The 21731-nt window shown below is 43.1% G+C and carries 14 protein-coding genes; 3 read left to right on the top strand and 11 right to left on the bottom strand.

Annotation, left to right across the window (positions count from 1 at the left end; translation table 11 throughout):
- Window positions 1-219: 219 nt before the first annotated feature.
- From DXB54_RS00805 to DXB54_RS00825, 4 genes are all read right to left on the bottom strand, one after another.
- A complete protein-coding gene (locus DXB54_RS00805) occupies window positions 220-1674 on the bottom strand; it encodes a 4Fe-4S dicluster domain-containing protein (protein WP_021938439.1) in 1455 nt (484 codons plus the stop codon).
- Window positions 1675-3060: 1386 nt separating this feature from the next.
- Entirely contained in the window at window positions 3061-4119 is a 1059-nt protein-coding gene (locus DXB54_RS00815; RefSeq protein ID WP_442872129.1) for an iron-containing alcohol dehydrogenase family protein, read from the bottom strand.
- Window positions 4120-4312: 193 nt separating this feature from the next.
- On the bottom strand, window positions 4313-4528 hold the full coding sequence (locus DXB54_RS00820; RefSeq protein ID WP_021937565.1) for a hypothetical protein: 216 nt from the start codon (window positions 4526-4528) through the stop codon (window positions 4313-4315).
- Window positions 4521-7166 (bottom strand): ABC transporter ATP-binding protein/permease, encoded by a 2646-nt coding sequence (locus DXB54_RS00825; RefSeq protein ID WP_118693973.1) that lies wholly within the window; start codon window positions 7164-7166, stop codon window positions 4521-4523. Before DXB54_RS00825 ends, DXB54_RS00820 begins: the two co-directional genes overlap by 8 nt.
- A 380-nt stretch (window positions 7167-7546) precedes the next feature.
- On the opposite strand from DXB54_RS00825, the gene fba reads away from it, so the two are divergent.
- Window positions 7547-8416: a class II fructose-1,6-bisphosphate aldolase gene (gene fba, locus DXB54_RS00830; protein WP_021937563.1), complete on the top strand. Its 870-nt coding sequence runs from the start codon at window positions 7547-7549 to the stop codon at window positions 8414-8416.
- A 250-nt stretch (window positions 8417-8666) separates the two neighbouring features.
- Here the strand turns inward: fba and DXB54_RS00835 are convergent, their stop codons facing one another.
- The 5 genes from DXB54_RS00835 to DXB54_RS00855 all read right to left on the bottom strand — a co-directional run bounded on the left by DXB54_RS00835 (window position 8667) and on the right by DXB54_RS00855 (window position 17685).
- Entirely contained in the window at window positions 8667-9341 is a 675-nt protein-coding gene (locus DXB54_RS00835; protein ID WP_118693974.1) for a zinc ribbon domain-containing protein, read from the bottom strand.
- A 235-nt stretch (window positions 9342-9576) separates the two neighbouring features.
- Window positions 9577-12420 (bottom strand): excinuclease ABC subunit UvrA, encoded by a 2844-nt coding sequence (gene uvrA, locus DXB54_RS00840; protein WP_118693975.1) that lies wholly within the window; start codon window positions 12418-12420, stop codon window positions 9577-9579.
- A gap of 20 nt (window positions 12421-12440) precedes the next feature.
- Complete coding sequence (gene uvrB, locus DXB54_RS00845; RefSeq protein WP_118693976.1) at window positions 12441-14429, bottom strand: excinuclease ABC subunit UvrB; 1989 nt, start codon at window positions 14427-14429, stop codon at window positions 12441-12443.
- A gap of 121 nt (window positions 14430-14550) precedes the next feature.
- Window positions 14551-16050, bottom strand: a complete 1500-nt coding sequence (locus tag DXB54_RS00850) for a DNA/RNA helicase domain-containing protein (RefSeq protein ID WP_118693977.1) — start codon at window positions 16048-16050, stop codon at window positions 14551-14553.
- Window positions 16051-16062: 12 nt separating this feature from the next.
- A complete protein-coding gene (locus DXB54_RS00855) occupies window positions 16063-17685 on the bottom strand; it encodes a CAP domain-containing protein (protein ID WP_118693978.1) in 1623 nt (540 codons plus the stop codon).
- Between the two features lie 264 nt (window positions 17686-17949).
- On the opposite strand from DXB54_RS00855, the gene DXB54_RS00860 reads away from it, so the two are divergent.
- Window positions 17950-19149 carry a class I SAM-dependent rRNA methyltransferase gene (locus DXB54_RS00860; protein WP_021937557.1) on the top strand — a complete coding sequence of 400 codons (1200 nt, stop codon included), beginning with the start codon at window positions 17950-17952 and terminating at the stop codon, window positions 19147-19149.
- A 101-nt stretch (window positions 19150-19250) separates the two neighbouring features.
- Complete coding sequence (locus DXB54_RS00865; protein WP_021937556.1) at window positions 19251-19856, top strand: transglutaminase-like domain-containing protein; 606 nt, start codon at window positions 19251-19253, stop codon at window positions 19854-19856.
- 198 nt (window positions 19857-20054) lie between these two features.
- On the opposite strand, the gene DXB54_RS00870 is transcribed toward DXB54_RS00865, so the two are convergent.
- Both DXB54_RS00870 and DXB54_RS00875 read right to left on the bottom strand, forming a co-directional pair.
- Window positions 20055-20852, bottom strand: a complete 798-nt coding sequence (locus DXB54_RS00870; protein ID WP_243104717.1) for a contact-dependent growth inhibition system immunity protein — start codon at window positions 20850-20852, stop codon at window positions 20055-20057.
- 212 nt (window positions 20853-21064) lie between these two features.
- Window positions 21065-21715: an HAD hydrolase-like protein gene (locus DXB54_RS00875; protein WP_118694476.1), complete on the bottom strand. Its 651-nt coding sequence runs from the start codon at window positions 21713-21715 to the stop codon at window positions 21065-21067.
- Between the last annotated feature and the right edge of the window lie 16 nt (window positions 21716-21731).

Below are 21731 nucleotides of genomic sequence, written 5' to 3' on the forward strand. Positions count from 1 at the left end.
ATCAACAGTTGAAAAATGCTCACATATAATAATGTTCAACTTTTTCGTTGCCATAACAAAAAGTCCCGGAAAAATGACCCATCTTCTGCGGATCAATCTTCCGGGATTTTGATATTTCTATATAATTACTGCAAATGCTTTTTTCTCTGCACATCTACCACATCATATCTTGGTATCTTCAATACTTTAATCCAATCTGATGTGGATATTACGCCGTCCTTACGCTCTTACCATGAAAGTTTCTCCCGCCTCATGGGTACTTAAGCTGTCAGAGATATTCTTCTCTTCAGCCTTATCAAGGACTGCGTTCCTGTCTCTCTTGGTCTCCTGCTCTGACCTGTGTCTTGACGGTCCGCCTACACAGCCGCCCTCACAGATCATACCTTCCATGAAGTTCTGTGGAAGTCTTCCAAACTTCATAAGAGTGAGCATCTTCTTACACTCCTCAACGCCGTTACACTTGCATACATCCACGTCAGCCTCGTATCCAAGCTCCTTCATACTCTCCACAACTGCTGCGGTAACACCACCTGCATTTGCAAATTTCTTACCGAATACTGACGCCTGTGCCTCTGTATCCTCCTCCGGCTCAAGCTTCACACTCTTTGCACGGAGCATGGCTCTTATCTCACCATAGGTAAGGGCATAGTCTGCTGAATTTGACTCTTTTCTTGTAGTCTCCTCCTTCTTGGCGATACATGGACCTACAAATACTGTAACTGCCTCAGGGTCTTTATCTTTTATCCATCTTGACACTGCACACATTGGTGACACTGTCTCGGATATAATGTCTGAAAGCTCTGAGTAATGCTTCTTTATAAGATTGACAAATGCCGGACAGCATGAGGTTGACTTTCTCTGTCCATGCTCTATTGCCTCGATCCATTCCTTTGCCTCTGCCATTGCCGTCATATCACCGCCAAGGCTGACGTCCACTACATCGTGGAAGCCTATCTTCTTAAGGGCTGTTCTCCAACTTGCAAGGGTTATATCTGCACCAAACTGTCCGATGGTAGCCGGTGCGAACATGGCATACACACGCTTTCCTGCCTGCATTGCCTTGATGATATCTACGATAAATGTCTTGGAGCCTATGGCACCGAACGGGCATTTATGGATACATGCTCCACATCTGATACATTTTTCTTCATTTATAACCGCAATACCAACACCGCTGTCTGATACTGATATGGCATTTACAGGACAGCTATTCATACATGGTCTCATAAGTTCTGCTATGGCATTGTAAGGACATGCCTTTGCACACTGTCCACACTCCTTACACTTTGAAGGGTCTATATAGGACTTGTCTCTTCCCATGCTTATGGCACCGAAACGACAGGCTCTCTGACACGCTCTTCCCATACACTTCTGACAGTTATCTGTTACTACATATCTTGAGATAGGACAGCCTTCACATGCTGAGTTGATGACCTGGACTATATTTCCGTCGTCCTCCGGTCCCGGAGCCTTGCCTTCTGCAAGACGTATCCTCTGTCTTATATTTTCTCTTTCTCTGTATATACAACACCTGAACAGCGGCTGTGGTCCGGGGATCATCTTATAAGGAAGATTGTCTCTCTCCTCCTCAAGCTTCCCCTCGTATGCAAGCTTCGCTACTTCATACAAAACCTCATGCTTTACTGTAAGTATTGTTGCGTCATTAGTAATCATAAAAAACTCCTATTCCATGTATCCCCTGTACACCCTAAAGATACTTTTTCTCATCATCTCTATGTATAACACATTTTCGTGATGAAATCTATATAATATACCTTAATAAATATTGGTAATTCTCCTGTATCAGCTGTTATTTTGCTATGGTAGTGGCTGCCCAGGGTTAAAAAGATAAAATTTATCATTAAACGCTTGTCTGGGAAGTATGTACGCACGGCTTCATATATAATGTAACGCCATACTTGTTCATTTTTCTACTCGGCTCGACCAGCTTATTAACCAGCAGTCGCCCAAACTCGTCGGAGCCATACATAATCACTCTCTTCGCTCGTGAAGGCTCCTCCTCAAATAGTAGGTCATAGCCAACTCTCCCACTTCGTGGGTCCCTCTCTATGACATATCGTCGGAGCCATGCATAATCACTCTCTTCGTTCGTGAAGGCTCCTCCTCAAATAGTAGGTCATAGCCAACTCTCCCATTTCGTGGGTCCCTCTCTATGACATATCGTCGGAGCCATGCATAATCACTCTCTTCGTTCGTGAAGGCTCCTCCTCAAATAGTAGGTCATAGCCAACTCTCCCATTTCGTGGGTCCCTCTCTATGACATATCGTCGGAGCCATGCATAATCACTCTCTTCGTTCGTGAAGGCTCCTCCTCAAATAGTAGGTCATAGCCAACTCTCCCATTTCGTGGGTCCCTCTCTATGACATATCGTCGGAGCCATGCATAATCACTCTCTTCGTTCGTGAAGGCTCCTCCTCAAATAGTAGGTCATAGCCAACTCTCCCATTTCGTGGGTCCCTCTCTATGACATATCGTCGGAGCCATGCATAATCACTCTCTTCGTTCGTGAAGGCTCCTCCTCAAATAGTAGGTCATAGCCAACTCTCCCATTTCGTGGGTCCCTCTCTATGACATATCGTCGGAGCCATGCATAATCACTCTCTTCGTTCGTGAAGGCTCCTCCTCAAATAGTAGGTCATAGCCAACTCTCCCATTTCGTGGGTCCCTCTCTATGACATATCGTCGGAGCCATGCATAATCACTCTCTTCGTTCGTGAAGGCTCCTCCTCAAATAGTAGGTCATAGCCAACTCTCCCACTTCGTGGGTCCCTCTCTATGACATATCGTCGGAGCCATGCATAATCACTCTCTTCGTTCGTGAAGGCTCCTCCTCAAACATGGGCTTTGTGCCGGTAGCAAGGTCAAGCCTCATAACGAAAAATTCACTATGTATGTGCTTATACATTATATATGAACCGTGCCACCACATACCGGTAAAAATGTTCAAAAAAATCAATATTTTATTCTTAAATGGCTGCCAATCAAATACAAAATCATGTATCCTGATTAGTGGATTTGATCCAAACATTTTTTTAACTTTAATCAAAAACCTTCTTAAGCACTTCGTCATTATAAAGGACTTCTTTTGCCTTATCCCTGTACTGCTGCTCATGGAGATAAGTGTGTCTGTGCGGCTTGATGGATGGTGCCATATCTATAGCCGCAGCGAAATCCTCTCTCTTAAGATCAAGGGTACTTACATAATCCCAGAAGCCGGTCTTCTCAAATATCGCATTTACCCTGACATATCTGTGATCCTGAACCACTGCCATAATGTATGTGGCAATGCCCACCTGGATGCCGTGAAGCTGCGGTTTCTCAAGCATTTTATCCAGTGCATGGGATATGAGATGTTCACTGCCCGAGGTAGGTGTACTGCCGCCGGCGATCTCATTTGCAACTCCACTCATGGCAAGGGAGTCTAACAGCTCCTTGAGGAACAGATCATCATGTATAGTTTCAAATGGTGTACGGACAAAGCTGTTCACAGCCTTCTTGGCGATCATAACAGCGAAGTCGTTCATCTCGCTGTAGCCGTTGCTGGACTCAAATAACCAGTCATAGAGGGCTGTGATCTTTGACACCATGTCACCTATGCCTGAATATATGAACCTGTCCGGTGCACTCTTTATTATCTCCGTATCTGCAATGATACCGTATGCCATTCTTGCAGGCACTGAAGTTCTCCTGCCATTGACAATAAGGGAAGCACTGGCAGAGGAAAACCCATCAGATGATGAAGATGTAGGAATACTTATAAACGGAAGCTTTCTTAAATATGACGCATATTTCGCCGCGTCTATAACCTTTCCCCCACCGATACCTACGATAGCCTGTGCCTTTGCATCTATGTTAAATGCCAGCTCAATAATGTCATTTATATTGACCGTATCCAACTCCCTGTATTCCAGAACCTTTATATCCTTCTCCTTAAGAGAGCCCATAACTCCCGCTCCGAACATGTCAATAAGTCCGTTTCCAAAATAAATAACTGCATTGTGCATACCTGCATTTGCAAGGTATGTGCCAAGATCATTAAGAGCCCCCTTTCCTATCTTAAGAATTGTTGGTATAGCAATATGACTTCCTGCCATAATAATTTCCTCCCTTCCATATTACCCTGATACAGACACCATTATATCAGATATTACAGGTGCGTGGTGTCGATTTACACAAATTTATATATACAAAAATTCCGGTGCACAAAACACCGGAATTTTTATTGCAGGGATACAGACAGCCACCAATGATGGTCTTTTCCCTTTTATATCAGAAAAGCAATCATAAACATTATGCTCTGCTTACCTTTCTGCCATTTTTAACGTAATATCTGTGTCCATTTGTATATGTAACATAGCCTGTGTAACTGAAATCAACCTTACCGTTCTTCACATAGTACCATACATTGTTGTACTTGATCAGTGTCTCTGCTGCGAAATTGACCTTGCCATTCTCTACGAACCACCAGCTGTTATTATACTTTATATTCTGATAAATTTTATTCACTTCTGAGTGCTATGACCGGATCCTTCTTGGCTGCCATCTTTGATGGTATAAGTCCACCGATCAATGTCAGGATCACACTGATGATAACCAGTGCAAGTCCACCCTTCCAAGGAAGTGATGAAACTCCCGGCACATTAATATACTTCTCAATAACCATACTTATAGGAATATTGATCAGCATGGTCACACCAATACCTATTATTCCGGAGAACAGACCAATAATAAATGTCTCCGCATTAAATACTCGTGAGATATCCTTCTTTGAAGCACCGATACTTCGTAAGATACCGATCTCCTTTGTACGCTCTAACACTGATATATAGGTGATAATTCCTATCATGATAGATGAAACTATAAGGGAAATAGCCACAAATGCTATAAGTACATAGGTTATAGCATCGATGATCTTGGTCACAGATGACAGCATAATACCGATATAATCTGTGTAGGTTATCTCCTTATCCGGATACTCGTCATTGTACTTGTCGATGAGCTCTGTAAGCTTATCCTTATCGGCAAATTCCGTACAGTACAGGCTGATGGACGCAGGCTTTGCCAGCTCACTGTAGCCAAGCATGGACATATTGTCATCATAGGTTGAGGTTGACTGGCTGAAATATCCGTATTGCTTTAACATGTCGAATATCTGGTCTTCTGTCATATCTGCAAACATCTGCTGCATTTCATCTGTCATCTGACCTGATGAAGCAAGCTCAGACATTATCTGATCCATATCCACATCGTCAATGGTGATCTCCTCACCATTCGCAAATGGAAGACCTGTGATCACATCCTTGTCAGGATCTGCAAGCTGATCCTGAATGATCTCAGCCTTCTCGTTTTCTGTAACAATATACTCTGCAAGCTCTGAGGTGTATCCGATGTAGCCCGGCTGGATAGGTGCTGATGAAGCCTTCTCTGACTGTCTGATAACAGCGGAAACCTTGACCTCCATGCCATTATGAACAACATCATTCAGGAAATCCTCATCTGTGCTCATATCTGTGTATGTTCCGTCTTCATTCTTCTGGAAGAACTGTGTAGGAAGTACAATCTTGAACTTAAGTTTAAGAAGATCATCATAGGTAAATGTCATCTCCTCCATATCAGGAACCTTACCGCCTGCCAGAACGTCTGCCACTATGTCACCGAGCTCCCTTGAGTCTCTGTAACCAAGGTTGTACAGGGCATAATCACTGATATCATTATTCTTATCTACAACAAGGACTACCTCGTTCTTGTTCTCAGGCCAATGTCCTGCCAGCACATCGTACTGCTGTGACAACAGCTCCTGATTGTCCATCATCTGGGTCCACATATCTGAAGAGTTCGAGCCATAGGTAAATGCTGACATAAGCCCTGAAACCGATTCCTGGGTGTCCATCATTCCACCAAAGCCCATATCATTCATAAGGGTACTTGGATTTACCTGCTTGATACCGCCCACTGCACTTTCATTGTATGCATATATTGGGGTGTCATAGGTATAGCTGATGTCACTGGTGAGATCCTTGAAGCCATTTGCCTCGTCCTCGATATATTCTTTAAAGGTCTCAAGATCGTTATCCTTGACCTCTGCCACCATGGAGATGAGCATATCTCCCATGATATCTCCGGAGTGTACCAGATCATCGTCGTGTTTTCTGGCTTCCTCGCCGCCGTTATTTCCGGTCATTTCCTTTATCATGTCGCCGTAATCCACGGCCTTCTTGGTTATCTGTATAGGATAAGACGCCAGCGTCTCCTCCTGAACATCATTTATATATCTCTGGAAACCTGATGACAGAGACAGGATCAGAGCTATTCCTATTATTCCTATACTTCCTGCAAATGCTGTCAGAAAAGTTCTTCCCTTCTTGGTCATAAGGTTGTTAAGACTCAATGAAAATGCTGTAAATACAGACATGGAAGTCTTTCTCGGCTTGTAATCTCCTTCTGCCTCCCTTGCCTCATCCTCATCTGAAAATGGATTTGAGTCATCTATTATATTACCGTCAAGAAGCTTTACTATTCTTGTGGAGTATGTCTCCGCAAGCTCCGGATTATGAGTTACCATTATGACAAGCTTGTCCTTGGCAATCTCCTTTAAAAGCTCCATAATCTGAATACTGGTTTCTGAGTCCAGGGCTCCTGTAGGCTCATCTGCCAGAAGTATATCCGGATTATTTATAAGGGCTCTGGCTATTGCAACACGCTGCATCTGTCCACCTGACATCTGGTTAGGCTTCTTATGCATTTGATCTCCAAGACCTACCTTCTCCAGAACCTCCCTTGCTCTCTTTCTGCGTTCTGCCTTTGATACACCTGAAAGTGTAAGTGCCAGCTCAACATTTGAGAGAACTGACTGGTGTGGTATAAGATTGTAACTCTGGAATACAAAACCGATGGAATTGTTTCTGTAAGAATCCCAGTCCCTTGCCTTGAAGGACTTTGTTGATTTGCCATTGATCACCAGGTCTCCGCTGGTGTATTGATCCAGACCACCTACTATATTAAGAAGGGTAGTCTTACCACATCCCGACTGTCCCAGGATGGACACGAACTCATTTTTCCTGAAGTTTATGGATATGCACTTAAGAGCCTTCACAACTTCATCGCCGGTCCGGTAGTCTTTAACAATTTCTTTTAGCTGAAGCATTCGCTGTCTCCTTTTTCTTAAATAAATACAAAACTATTATCCGCATATACCTGTCATTCATAAATCCACGTAGTTATAATTTTCAAATGACAATCTATCATGCAAATGATACCACTTATATTTTTTCATTTCAATGTAAGCGACTTTTAATTTATAAATGTTTAATATAATGCACATTTGCAGATTTTGTTTTATATCAAGGCGGCAGCCGTTCTTGATAATTCTTTTTGTTACCGGGGAAATCTTTTTAGTAAAAGCACTTTTATTTTATAGGTTTATAAGGTATAATTGTGGCAGAATGTGGTGAGGTGGGCAGCAAAATAATGTCTGCAATATCCCCTCATCTCAGAAAATTTAATAACAAATGGAGGACATTTACAATGTTAGTTTCAGCAACAGAAATGTTAAAGAAAGCCAAAGCTGGTCATTATGCAGTAGGTCAGTTCAACATCAACAACCTTGAGTGGACAAAGTCAATCCTCTTAACAGCGCAGGAGCTTCAGTCACCTGTTATCTTAGGTGTATCAGAGGGTGCCGGCAAGTACATGACAGGATTCGGTACAGTAGCAGCTATGGTTAAGGCTATGGATGAGGAATTAGGAATTACAGTTCCTGTTGCTCTTCACTTAGATCACGGAACATACGAAGGATGTTACAAGTGTATCAAGGCTGGTTTCACATCAATCATGTTCGATGGTTCACACTATCCATTCGAGGAGAATCTTGCTAAGTCAACAGAGCTTGTTAATGTAGCTCATCAGCTTGGTCTCTCAATCGAGTGTGAAGTTGGTTCTATCGGTGGTGAAGAAGATGGTGTTATTGGTATGGGCGAGTGCGCAGATCCTGAAGAGTGCAAGACCATTGCAGATCTCGGTGTAGATATGCTTGCTGCAGGTATCGGTAACATCCATGGTAAGTATCCAGCAAACTGGAAGGGTCTTTCATTCGAGACACTTGACGCTATCCAGCAGAAGACAGGCATCATGCCATTAGTTCTTCACGGTGGTACAGGTATCCCTGCTGACATGATCAAGAAGGCTATTGAACTTGGCGTTTCAAAGATCAATGTAAACACAGAGTGCCAGTTATCATTCCAGGAAGCTACAAGAAAGTACATCGAGGCTGGTAAGGATCTTGAAGGTAAGGGATTCGATCCTAGAAAGCTTCTTGCTCCAGGTGCTGAGGCAATTAAGGCTACAGTTAAGGAGAAGATGGAATTATTCGGATCAGTTGGTAAGGCTAACGACTAATTAAATTTATCTGATCAAACATTCCGGCATCGGCATTCCATATATGTGGACGCGCCCTGATGTCAGATAAAAACAGGAGTCTGATATTCACAGATTTATTCCGTGATATCAGGCTCCTGTTTTTATAGATCAACTTTCATTTTTTAACCGGACATTTGTATCCGGGAAGATTTGTTCATTTTTAGTTATATGCACATTCTTCTTAACTTATCTGTATATTCTTCTTAACTGCTCTGTGTCCCGGTTAATATCACTGGTCATCGCTGATATGTGTGATAAGCATCCAGATGATTCCCGACAGAACCAGTATTACCGATGCTGCAAGATTTATATAGCCTCCGTACATAAGAATCATGCCCTCACTTCCTATCATGCCCTTGGCTATATCCATGGCTATCCACCAGCCTCCAAGGAATATAGAGACAACAAGTTCAATGATCTCAAATACTAAATTGTTGACAAATGACGCCACCAGAACAACCACTGCCGCCGCGAGAAATGCATACAACGCTGTATCCGTAAGCTTTTCCAGGCCTTTGCTGTATGGCAGGAACAATGACACTGCAAATGCTATGCTGCCTATAATTCCAAAGAAATTCGGCATGTACGAAGCCACCGGCTTGTCTTCCTCTCTGTCTAAGACAATAGTCCTGCTCTCTCCGTCATAGTCATCCTCCGGCTGTCCCACCACAGGACAATCCTCAAGCCTTAAGGTCTGTGTGTCGTTTATGTCTTCTGGTATTTCCTCTTTGATCTTTCCCTTCTTCAACTGCTTATTGTAAGCTGCCATCTGCTTGTTATATTCCTCAAGCTGCTGCTCTCTTTCAAGCATTTTTCTCTTCATAACAGGAGTAAACAGCATGCCACAATACTCACAGGCTGTGGATTTATTATCTATCTCCTTGCCGCATTTTATACATTTCATTATTTATCATGTCCTCCGTTTATTGAACATCAGGCAATTTGTAATTTACCTCTTCCGGTAGTTCCCTTAAAGATACATTATAACATTATTCATGCTATTTATCTGCAATTTTTTAATTTTGACATATTGTTTAAGTTTCTACTCTTAAGATATCCCCCTTATTTCCAGACTTCCCTTATGTTTCTGCTTTTTAAGTACTCTTCAATTTTTTACTTTTAAAGCACACCTTCAGCTTCTACTTTTTAAGATATTTCTTAAGGTACTGACCTGTGTAGGACTTCTTACACTTGGCAACTTCCTCCGGAGTTCCCTGGACGATAACTGTTCCACCCTTGGCTCCACCTTCCGGCCCCATATCAATAATATAGTCCGCAGTCTTTATGACATCAAGGTTATGCTCAATAACCACAACCGTATTTCCACCTTCACTTAATCTTCTGAGGATATCAACCAGTCTGTCCACGTCAGCAAAATGAAGTCCTGTGGTAGGTTCATCCAGTATATATATGGTCTTTCCTGTGCCGCGTCTTGACAGCTCCGTTGCCAGCTTGATACGCTGTGCCTCACCACCTGACAGAGTTGTGGAGGGCTGACCAAGCTTTATATATCCAAGTCCCACATCCTTTAAGGTTGATATCTTCCTGAGGATCGAAGGTACATTTTCAAAGAACTCACAAGCCTCATCCACAGTCATATCAAGAACATCAAATATGCTCTTGCCCTTATACTTAACCTCCAGAGTCTCACGATTGTATCTCTTGCCCTTACATACCTCGCAAGGGACATACACATCGGGGAGGAAATGCATTTCTATCTTGATGATACCATCGCCTTTACATGCCTCACATCTTCCGCCGGACACATTAAATGAAAACCTGCCCTTCTTGTAGCCCCTTGCCTTTGCGTCCTTTGTCCCGGCAAATAAATCTCTTATGAGATCAAAGGTTCCTGTATATGTGGCAGGGTTTGATCTTGGACTTCTTCCTATAGGTGACTGGTCAATATTTATAACCTTATCAAGCTGGTCGTATCCTATTATATGGTCATGCTTTCCCGCCTTGACCCTGCTTCGGTTCAACCTCCTTGAAAGCTTCTTGTACAATATTTCATTTACCAATGAGCTCTTTCCTGAACCTGACACTCCTGTAACACAAGTCATGACTCCCAGTGGGAAATCAACATCTATATGCTTAAGGTTATTCTCATATGCGTTCTTAACTGTGAGCCATCCTGTAGGCTTCCTGCGTTCCGCCGGAACCTCTATCTTCTTTCTTCCGCTTAAGTATGCACCGGTGATGGAATTCTCACATTTCATTATCTCCTCGGCAGTTCCCTCGGCAATGACATATCCACCATTTTCCCCGGCTTCAGGTCCTATATCGATTATGTGGTCTGCCGCACGCATGGTATCCTCATCATGCTCAACAACGATAAGGGTATTTCCAAGATCTCTCAACTCACAAAGAGCTGCGATCAGCTTGTCATTGTCCCTCTGATGAAGTCCGATACTCGGCTCATCCAGTATATAGGCAACGCCCACCAGTCCTGAACCTATCTGGGTTGCAAGCCTTATTCTCTGGGCTTCACCGCCTGAAAGGGTTCCTGTTGCCCGGTACAATGCCAGATAATCAAGTCCCACATTTATAAGGAAGTGAAGTCTTGATCTGATCTCCTTTAAAATGGCACTTCCTATAAGCTTCTGACGTTCATCCAGCTCCAGTCCATCCATGAATCTGCTAAGATCCTCTATGGACATCTCCGTAAGCTCTGAAATATTCTTGCCACCTACCGTAACCGCCAGAGCTGTAGGCTTAAGTCTCTTGCCATGACACTCCTCACATGGAGTGATGGTCATGAAAGTTTCGTATTCAGCCTTCATGGTCTCGCCGCCGGTTTCTCTGTATCTTCTCTCAACATTCTTCACAAGTCCCTCAAAGGTAATGTCGTAGACTCCTTCTCCACGCTGTCCCTTATAATGGACCTTCACCGGTCTTGAACCCTCGCCGTATATAAGCAGGTTCTTTATCTCATCGCTGTACTGGCAGAACGGAGTATCCAGCGAAAATCCATACTCTGCCGCCAGAGCACGAAGTATTGCATTTGAGAAGCTCTTGCCATCATTACAGGACTGCCATCCCATCACGACAATGGCACCCTCATTTATGGATAATTTGTCATCCGGTATCATAAGATCCGGGTCGAATCTCATCTTAAATCCCAGTCCCGCACAGCACGGACATGCGCCAAACGGATTGTTGAATGAGAAGCTTCTCGGCTCTATCTCATCAATGCTTATTCCACAGTCAGGACATGAGAAACTGTCAGAGAAATTGATGACCCTGTTGTTGCCGTCTGTCTCCATGATCTCGATCTTCATAAGTCCCTCTGCCATCTTAAGGGCTGTCTCCACGGAATCTACAAGTCTGCGTTCAATGTCCGGTCTTATAACAAGACGGTCTATTACCACATCTATGTTGTGCTTCTTGTTTTTGTCAAGCTTGATCTCCTCCGACAGCTCATACTGGCTGTCATCTATAACAACTCTCACGAAACCGCTTTTCTTGATCTGCTCCAGGAGCTTGACATGCTCTCCCTTTCTGCCCCTTACCACAGGTGCAAGTACCATAAATTTTGTCCTCTCAGGGAGCTTGACTATCTCATCTACCATCTGATCTACGGACTGACGGCTTATTACCTTGCCACACTTCGGGCAGTGAGGTATTCCAACCCTTGCAAATAATAATCGGAAATAATCATATATCTCTGTAACTGTTCCCACTGTGGATCTCGGGTTCTTATTTGTAGATTTCTGATCTATGGATATGGCAGGTGACAGACCTTCTATCTTGTCCACATCAGGCTTCTCTGCCTGTCCTAAGAACTGTCTTGCGTAAGAAGACAGTGATTCCATGTATCTTCTCTGTCCCTCGGCATATATGGTGTCAAACGCCAGCGAAGATTTTCCCGAGCCTGAGAGTCCTGTGACAACTACAAATTTGTCCCTTGGTATCTTAAGGCTTATATTCTTAAGGTTGTGCTCCCTCGCTCCTTCTATTGTAATGTACTTTCTTTCGCTCATTTTCCTATCCTTCTTTAACATTAATCCTTATCATAGTCCCTAAGGGCAACCTTCAGCTCTCTTATTCTGTCACGAAGCTCTGCTGCCGCCTCAAAGTTCAGGTCGGCTGCGGCAATGTTCATGTTCTTGGTAAGCTTCTTTATCTCTGTCTCCAGTTCCTTTCTGGTCATGGATTCGATATCCTTCTTGTCGTTACGTGGAACATCCTCTGCCACCTCATTGCTTATGAGATCCCTGATCTCCTTGACAATGGTCTTTGGAGTTATGCCGTGCTCCTTGTTGTAAGCGTCCTGGATCTCACGTCTTCTTGCTGTCTCATCCAATGCATATTTCATGGACTTGGTAATACTGTCCGCATACATTATAACGTGGCCCTCGCTGTTTCTGGCAGCTCGTCCTATGGTCTGTACCAGTGAGGTCTCAGATCTTAAGAAGCCCTCCTTGTCTGCGTCAAGAATAGCCACAAGGGTTATCTCCGGAATATCAAGTCCCTCTCTCAAGAGGTTTATGCCCACCAGAACGTCAAATACACCCATTCGCAGATCTCTCACTATCTCAACTCGTTCCATGGTATCTATGTCAGAGTGGAGATATTTGACCTTAACGCCATTTTCCCTCATATAATCTGTAAGATCCTCTGCCATCCTCTTGGTAAGGGTAGTTACCAGTACCTTATTTCCCTTCTCGGTTTCCTTGAATACCTCTGTAAGAAGATCATCTATCTGTCCCTCTACAGGTCTTACCTCCACCGGTGGATCTAAAAGTCCTGTAGGACGGATTATCTGCTCTACCCTTTTCATTTCATGTTCTTCTTCGTATTTTGAAGGTGTTGCAGACACGAACATAACCTGATCCAGCTTGCTCTCAAATTCCTGGAAATTGAGCGGTCTGTTATCCAGGGCAGACGGAAGCCTGAAGCCGTAATCCACCAGATTCATTTTCCTGGATCTGTCTCCTGCATACATACCTCCTACCTGGGGTATGGTTATATGAGATTCGTCCACAATAAGCAGAAAATCATCACCGAAGAAATCCAACAGCGTGCTTGGTGTCTCCCCGGTCTCTCTGCCTGACAAAGGGCCTGAATAGTTCTCGATTCCCGAGCAAAATCCTGTCTCCCTCATCATCTCTATATCAAAATTGGTTCTTTCTTCTATTCTCTGTGCCTCGATAAGCTTATCCTGTGACTTGAAATATCTGACCCGCTCTGCAAGCTCTGCCTCAATACGGGTAAGGGCTTTGTTAAGCTTCTCCTGACCTACTACATAATGGGACGCCGGGAATATACAGGTGAAATTCAGACTTCTCCTGACCTCCCCTGTAAGAGGGTCAAATTCGCATATCCTGTCAATCTCATCCCCGAAGAACTCTATCCTTATTCCGTCTTCAAATGTAGATACCGGCATGATCTCCAGCACGTCCCCCCTTACTCTGAAGGTTCCTCGCTGAAAATCCATATCGTTTCTTGAATACTGGATATCCGTAAGCTCGTCTATCACCATGTCCCTGTCTTTTATCATGCCCACACGGAATGACAACATCTGATTTCTGTACTCATCAGGATCACCGATACCGTATATACATGAAACCGAGGAAACAACTATTACGTCCTTCCTGTCTATAAGGGCGGCTGTGGCACTGTGTCTCATCTTATCTATGTCGTCATTTATGGATGAGTCCTTGGCTATATAGGTATCCGTTGACGCCACATACGCCTCCGGCTGGTAGTAATCGTAGTAAGAAACGAAATATTCTACCGCGTTATGAGGAAAGAACTCTTTAAATTCCGAATACAACTGTGCCGCCAGAGTCTTATTATGGGCAAGCACCAGTGTTGGCTTATTAAGCTGTTTAATAACATTCGCCATGGTAAATGTCTTACCTGATCCGGTAACACCTAACAGTGTCTGGAACTGATTGCCTTCCTTAAATCCCTGCACCAGCTCTTCGATTGCCTGGGGCTGGTCACCGGTTGGCTCATATGGCGATACCAATTCAAAATGATCCATATATCTCAACCTCTAATTTATTATTAGTATTGTTGCTGATTTAGTATATCATTCATAATAAAAAAAGTACAGAGCAAATCGAATGTTTGTTCTGTACTTTTAAGTTTCTTATTTTATTCAATCAATATTTTTCCCTCTTCCCCTGCAGCACATTCATCAGTCCGGCATACACATCCGGATTTCCTTTCACAACGATAGCCAGGATCTCCTTTGCCTGGTTAAGATAGTGGAACAGGCTTCTTACATTAAAGACATTTGCCTTGTCTTTCGCTTCCAGGCTCCTGAGATATCCCTCCTCGTCATAGTAATAATGGTCATCCATAACCACCACCAGACTGTCCACTCCACCGGAAGGCTCCACATTTCTGCTGCCATAGGAATTTCCACCATCAGCCTTATACCAGTACCCTCGTCCTCTATAGTCTTCAAGAAGATTGGCAGCCTCACCATCATCATTTGCATAGACGACCTCTATATGAGGATATTCCTTAAGCCGTCTTCCGGCAGGAATATGCATAATATTCTGAATAAATGATGACAGCTCTGCATTTGTGCGGATACGGTTAGTCAGACGGAATATCTGAATCCCCGGAAGTCCCTCGATCACATGAAGATTGCCCCGGTCAAGCTCATAAGGCGAGATCATGTCCTCAGAATCACTGGAGAATATCACCGGCCGGTCACCGGCACACCTTAAGATAAATCTCAGCTTCTCCACAGACAGCAAATGTGCCTCATCCACCAACACGGCACTATACTCGGCAAATATGTCTTTCCCATCATGTATCACTTCTATCCCGTCATCCCCATCATCCAAAAGCCTACTATCCGAAAGAAAATCTATCCTATGTAATCGCTCATGTAATATCTCCCATTTCTTTCCCGCCTCGCTGCAGTGTATCATACACACCTTACGCCTGTCGGAAAGCCCCATTGCGATATCGTATAAAAGCAGGGTTTTTCCTGTTCCCGGAAGTCCCGTAAACAGAAAATATCCCGAATGTTCTGCTCTTATTTTCCTCAGTATCTGCCGCCTTATATCCCTCTGCTGTGAGGTAAGAAAATATTCTTTATTCAGGAATTTCACCGGATCTGTAAGGGGCGATATAAGATAATATTCCGCCTTGAACAGCTCTTCAATATCACCTTGATAATCCCTGCTGTCCCTGCCCAGGATATCGCACAGGCTTTCCCAGTCCGCCTCCACAATATGGTCATGATTTGTAAGGCGTACCAATCTGTTTTCACTGCTTATGTAAGTGTAGGAATATATGGGTCTGGTGAGAACTGACAGATAATACCTGTTCTGTATCAACTGCTTTTTTATCATTTCGTCGGACACCGCACCGCTCTTAAGCTCGATATTTACAATGTGCTCGTCCTTGATCTGGATCAGGTCAAATTCCTTTCCCAGTCTCGGTATCTGGAATGAATAGAAGAACCTGAGGGCAGACACCTTCTGCATGTGTAACTCAAGCTGTTTAACCAGTGCCCTCATACTGTCAAGCTCCCATTCCCGAAGCCTCAGAAAATGTTCTCTGCCTGACAACTGCCGCTCCAGCTTCTGTAGCTGTTCCATATTCTGTTGTCTAGTGATCGCATAAACTGATACAGATTTCATTTCCTAACCTTATTATCCAAAATTCTGAACGTAGTAATATGTGTAGTAGTTTGGATCGTCATCCCTGATAAATACTGAAATTCCTATGATTTTCCAATCGGAATCAAGCATGTTGGAATTATGTCCCGGAGAATTCTTCCAGCCTTCCATTACTGCGTCCGCACCTCTGTAACCGGCGGCAATATTCTCGCCGCCCATCTTACCGCTGGCGGTTAAACACATCTCACCGTTTGGTCTTGTGTGGCTGAAGGAATACGATATCTCGGCACTTCTCACATCTGCACACGCCATAAGATCCTCGTCAATGCTTAAAGCTGACAGTCCGTTCTGCCTTCTGTATGCATTAAGCATATCCACCAGCTCGTATGCCATTTCGTAATCATAATGTCCGTTTACTGTGGTGCTCCTGCCATTTCCAAGGTCGATCTTTATGCCTGTTTCTGTCTTGGTAACTACACCTGACGCGTTACAGTATATCCTTCTTCCGTCATTTGTGGTGTACCAGCCTGCCTTGTTTCCTCTCACGCCATTTGACATGAAGTAGTACACACGACTCATGATCTCAACAGTGTCATTCTTCACCTGCTTCATTGAAGTTCCGTCCCCGGTGTAGCAGGTTCTGCTGGAACCATAATATGCAACGGTTGACTTGCCAGCACTGTTTATGTTGAATATATTTCCTGATATTGTCTTCCAGCCTGAGCTTCCCTTGCCCCATTTGCCGTTGTTCCAACTGGTAAATGACCACACGCTGCCGCTCTTCGCCATCCTTGATGTTACATGGCTGCTGCTGCACACATACACATATTCTTTTGCACTGAGCTGCTTCCAGCCTGCTGTGGTAACTCTCGTGCCCGAAGCATCAAAATAATAGTATTTGTTGTTGTAAAGGGTACAGATGGAATTCTTGCGTCTCACCCATCTGCCCGCTGAATAGTCGTAGCACTTTCTGCCTGATGGATAGTATATTCTTGTGTTCTCACCGGCACTGTTGAAGAAATAATAGTTCTCCTTTATCTGTCTCCAGCGGCTGGTGACAATCTTGTAATCGCCGTTAAAAACAGCATTGTTGAACTCCTTGTATACCCATCTTGCCCCAGACTTCTCTGCAAATGCATTTATACCACCATCTGCTCCTCTGTACGCCATCTTTGAACCATTTACGGTATACCAGCCGGACTGCTTTTCCAGCTTGCCATTTCCATCAAATCTATAATACCTGTTATCCACCAGTCTAACCAGAGCATTCTTTCTCTGATCAAACTTTCCTGTTTTAGCATTATAATCAGAGCAGGTTCCCGCTGAAGGGTCATATATCCTTATTACCGCATACTTATTGCTTTCCTGCAGATAATATTCAACGCCGTCAAGCTCTACCCAGCCATCAAGATCCATCTTGCCATACTCGTCATAAAGGTAGTAATATGAGCCCTCTTTCACAAGCCCGGAGTATGATACGCTGCTCCTTGCCGCGTCGCCTGAAGTTGCTGTTACCTGAGTTTCAACTGCCACCGGCTGTCCGCTGCCCTCCTTGGCAAATGTTACTCCTGAGAACAATGTAGAACTCATTATGGTAGCCGCTGTTGCCGCATAAACAACGCCCTTTTTGGTCATTTGTATTATATTCTTTCTCATCAGATCCGCTCCTTTCGTCTTCGTAATATGTACGTTTTCTCTGATATAGTTTCACCTGTCATAAAAATCAATTTCACCAGGCAGCCACTATGTAAATTATACCTTATACGCAAATGAAAAGGAATGCGAAATTTTCTCATATTTTTTTCAAAACAGCATAATTGTATGTAAATCCGTCATTATTTGTGATAGAATTACCTTGTTGTGTATTTTTTCGGATCTTCACAACTTTTAAATTTCCACATAAGGAAAGGTTATGACGAAATGAGTGCAATAGTAACATTAAAAAAAGGTGAAGGCCGCACCATAAAAGCAGGCGGAGCCTTTATTTACGACAACGAAATTGCTTCCATAATGGGAAGCTTCGAAAATGGGGACATTGTCATCATAAAAGACTTTGACGGATATCCCATGGGAAAGGGATTTATAAATACCAATTCCAGGATCACCGTCAGAATGTTGACCCGCAACGAGGATCAGGAGATCGACGAAGAATTTTTCGCAAAACGTCTACAGGCCGCATGGGACTACCGCAAGAAAACTGTGGATACCAGCAGCTGTCGAATAGTCTTTGGCGAGGCTGATTTCCTGCCGGGAATAGTCATCGACAAATTTTCGGATGTACTGGTAGTTGAATCATTATCTCTCGGTATGGATCGTGTTAAAACTTTGTTAATAAATCGTTTAAAAACTATCCTTAAGAATGATGGTATAATTATCAAGGGTGTATATGAGCGAAGTGATGCAAAGGTACGTCTCAATGAGGGAATGGAAAGATATAAGGGCTTCATCGGTGATGAATTCGACACCAATGTAGAGATCGTCGAGAATGGAGTCCGTTACATGGTTGATGTGAAGGATGGTCAGAAGACCGGCTTCTTCCTTGACCAGAAATATAACAGGCTGGCCATACAGAGATTATGTAAGGGAGCCAAGGTTCTTGACTGTTTTACACATACAGGATCATTTGCATTAAATGCCGGGATCGCGGGAGCAGCAAGCGTACTGGGAGTAGACGCTTCACAGCTTGCAGTTGATCAGGCAATTAAAAATGCTGAACTAAATAACCTCAGTGATACAGTTTCATTTAAGTGTGCTGACGTATTTGATCTTCTCCCGGAGCTGGAGAAGCAAGGCGAGAAGTTTGACGTGGTCATTCTCGATCCGCCGGCATTCACCAAGTCAAGAAACTCTATTAAAAACGCCATAAAGGGATATCGTGAGATAAATCTTCGTGCAATGAAGCTTGTAAAGGAAGGTGGATTTCTTGCAACCTGTTCATGTTCACATTTTATGGATTATGAGCTGTTCACCAAAACCATCGGACAGGCAGCGGCAAATGTACGAAAGAGACTTCGTCAGGTCGAGTTCCGTACTCAGGCACCTGATCACCCTATATTATGGGCTGCAGACGAATCTTACTACTTGAAATTCTACATATTCCAGGTAGTGTCTGAACATTAAATAAAGATTTATAATTTAATATCAGTTGATACGGTATATTAAGTGCAAATATTTCACCTGCACTTTGGGGAGATATACTGAAAACCGGAGGGATTACAACAATGGATTTAATTCAACGCAACAAGGACGCATCTTATTTAAAATTCGATAAGTACGTGAATTATGATGACCCTGCTGTGAAAGCTAAGGCTTTTGAATTAACAAAGGGGTTAACTGAACCAATCGACAAAATTGAAAAGATTTATTATTTTGTGAGAGACGAGATTTATCACACATGGGACACAAAGGATGATATCATAACCATCTCAGCCTCAGATGTCCTTGAAAAGAAAACAGGAATGAGCTACGCAAAGGCAAATCTTCTTGCTGCACTTATGCGTGCAAATGGAATTTATACAGGCTTCTGCTATCAGCGTATCAAGCATTTTTCTTCGTCAAACAAGCTGGCACTTCATGCTCTTAATGCAGTATATGAGCCAAACCTTAAAAGATGGGTCCGCCTTGATGCAAGAGGCAACAATTATGAATTTAACGCAGACTTCTCTTTAAATGAGAGAAACCTGGGATATAAGATCAGACCGGAGCTTGGAGAATTTGAGTTCAACGATCTCATTGCAGTTCCACTGCCTTCAACAATGGCAGCACTGGAGCGTAACACCAATGCAATGTACATGTTCTTCAACGATCTGCCGGATTATGATTCATAAAGTAGAAACCAAAAAATCAGCAGTCCGATATGAACTGCTGATTTTTTTATCTCTGCAAATGTAAAACCACGAATATTCTTCTGTCTTTTATTTAAGCCACTTCTTATCAGTATCCTCAACTATATAGCTTCTCACTATGGTCTTGCAGTCTTTGCACATATCGCAATGTATCTGTACTACCATCTTGCGCTTTATGCTTTAATCTGAAATCTTACTACTTACTATCACATCGTTAAAAAATTTTATAAATTGACTTACTTGTTTCCCAGATACATTTTCCTTAAGTATCTCTAACCCACATTCCAATAGTAAGTCGTCCATCATTTGCACATAATATGAAATCTTATGAACATCTTCATTTTCCATTTCAGCACAAGTACTGAATATGCTGCCAGTCACAAGCTTATATTCATAAACATCCACTTTTCCGTATAGTCTTTTCCATGATGTCATAACATTGTCCCGGCTCATATCACAATCAAGCTCCGGTGCAATTCCCCAATATATACATGCAAGTACGTCACCATCATCTGCTACATATTTGTATAATTGATAAATCTCTGCACTTCCACCATCTTGAAAATCTACCCACTTATCGTCCCATCGCGAGTTAATAACGATTTTCTTTTCATCCAATAACGAGATTGTTCTTTTGTCCTTTACCTTATAGGCTTTTTTACTCCCATAATAACTCTCAGACGCTGCAAACACATCAATGACAGATTTCCCTATCTCTTCTGTATCTGTGTCCATAGGCAGAACAACTTCCTTAATAATTTCATCATATGTTCCCTGATGTTTTTCTGATCTCTTCATTGAATAAACAATACACTGGTTACTTTCGGTTATGTTTATTCGCACATAATGGTTATTTTTCCAAAACGCAGTTTTGCTTTTATATCTGCTGTTTTTCTTCCACGCCGCATTAGCTTCTCTTTCCTTAGGATTTGCAGAAGATAATGGACTATTTCCGATATACTCCACTGCACGAAGCACACATTCTCCAATTTCTCTTGCATTAGCAGTATCCGGAATATTTTCGTACCAATCTGCCTAAACAGAATATCCTGCAACATGGTCAATTATCGGGACAATTAATATACGCCCCTCTCCTTTATACAATGACACCAACAATGGATATGAATGAACTGACATGTAAATATCTCCTTCTCATTTCGAAGTCTCACACCGGGCTACCGCCATTCCTTCTATCCAAGCTTCTCCACATCACAAGGTCTTGCCACAATATGTGTTGCCCCGGCGCCACGGAACTCTTCTTCGCTGCCGTACCCATAGAGAACCCCCACCGTGTCAATTCCACAGGCTTTTCCGCCCTCTATGTCATAAAATCTGTCGCCAACCATTACCGCTGCCGACTTGTCGAAGCCATCAAGCTTCTGAAGCTTTTCCACCACGGCACTTATTATGAGCTTCTTCTCAGAGCCTGTACCGTCAGGATTACTGCCGACTACCACATCAAAATACGTTGAAAGGCCAAACTTATCAAGTATCCTTAAGGTCGGTTCCGTAGGCTTGCTGGTAGCCACCGCAAGGGTACAGCCCTTAGCCTTAAGGCTTTCAAGCATGTCGTATACTCCGTCATAGACTTCATTTTCAAAAAGTCCCGTGACATTGTAACGCTCCCTGTACTTGGCTACCATCTTAAGTGCCATGTCGTTGTCCATGTTGAATTTATCTGTAAATGAATCATAAAGTGAAGGTCCGATAAAGCTTCTGAATACCGCCTCATCTGGATATGGAATACCTGCCCAGTCCAAAGCATATTTTATACAATTAAATATTCCCTTTTCTGACTTCGTCAAAGTTCCATCCAGGTCAAATAAGAAATATCTGTACATTATCCTGCCCTCGTTC

It is taken from the genome of Coprococcus sp. OM04-5BH (assembly GCF_003482105.1).
In the GTDB taxonomy this organism is placed as follows: Bacteria; Bacillota; Clostridia; order Lachnospirales; family Lachnospiraceae; genus Coprococcus.

Bases quoted from the DNA above. Each gene is read 5' to 3' on its own strand.
- DXB54_RS00855 (WP_118693978.1), bottom strand. From the start codon at position 17,685: ATGAGAAAGAATATAATACAAATGACCAAAAAGGGCGTTGTTTATGCG.
- uvrB (WP_118693976.1), bottom strand. From the start codon at position 14,429: ATGGATCATTTTGAATTGGTATCGCCATATGAGCCAACCGGTGACCAG.
- DXB54_RS00835 (WP_118693974.1), bottom strand. From the start codon at position 9,341: ATGAAATGTATAAAATGCGGCAAGGAGATAGATAATAAATCCACAGCC.
- DXB54_RS00865 (WP_021937556.1), top strand. From the start codon at position 19,251: ATGGATTTAATTCAACGCAACAAGGACGCATCTTATTTAAAATTCGAT.
- uvrA (WP_118693975.1), bottom strand. From the start codon at position 12,420: ATGAGCGAAAGAAAGTACATTACAATAGAAGGAGCGAGGGAGCACAAC.
- DXB54_RS00850 (WP_118693977.1), bottom strand. From the start codon at position 16,050: ATGAAATCTGTATCAGTTTATGCGATCACTAGACAACAGAATATGGAA.
- DXB54_RS00825 (WP_118693973.1), bottom strand. From the start codon at position 7,166: ATGCTTCAGCTAAAAGAAATTGTTAAAGACTACCGGACCGGCGATGAA.
- DXB54_RS00875 (WP_118694476.1), bottom strand. From the start codon at position 21,715: ATGTACAGATATTTCTTATTTGACCTGGATGGAACTTTGACGAAGTCA.
- DXB54_RS00805 (WP_021938439.1), bottom strand. From the start codon at position 1,674: ATGATTACTAATGACGCAACAATACTTACAGTAAAGCATGAGGTTTTG.
- fba (WP_021937563.1), top strand. From the start codon at position 7,547: ATGTTAGTTTCAGCAACAGAAATGTTAAAGAAAGCCAAAGCTGGTCAT.
- DXB54_RS00860 (WP_021937557.1), top strand. From the start codon at position 17,950: ATGAGTGCAATAGTAACATTAAAAAAAGGTGAAGGCCGCACCATAAAA.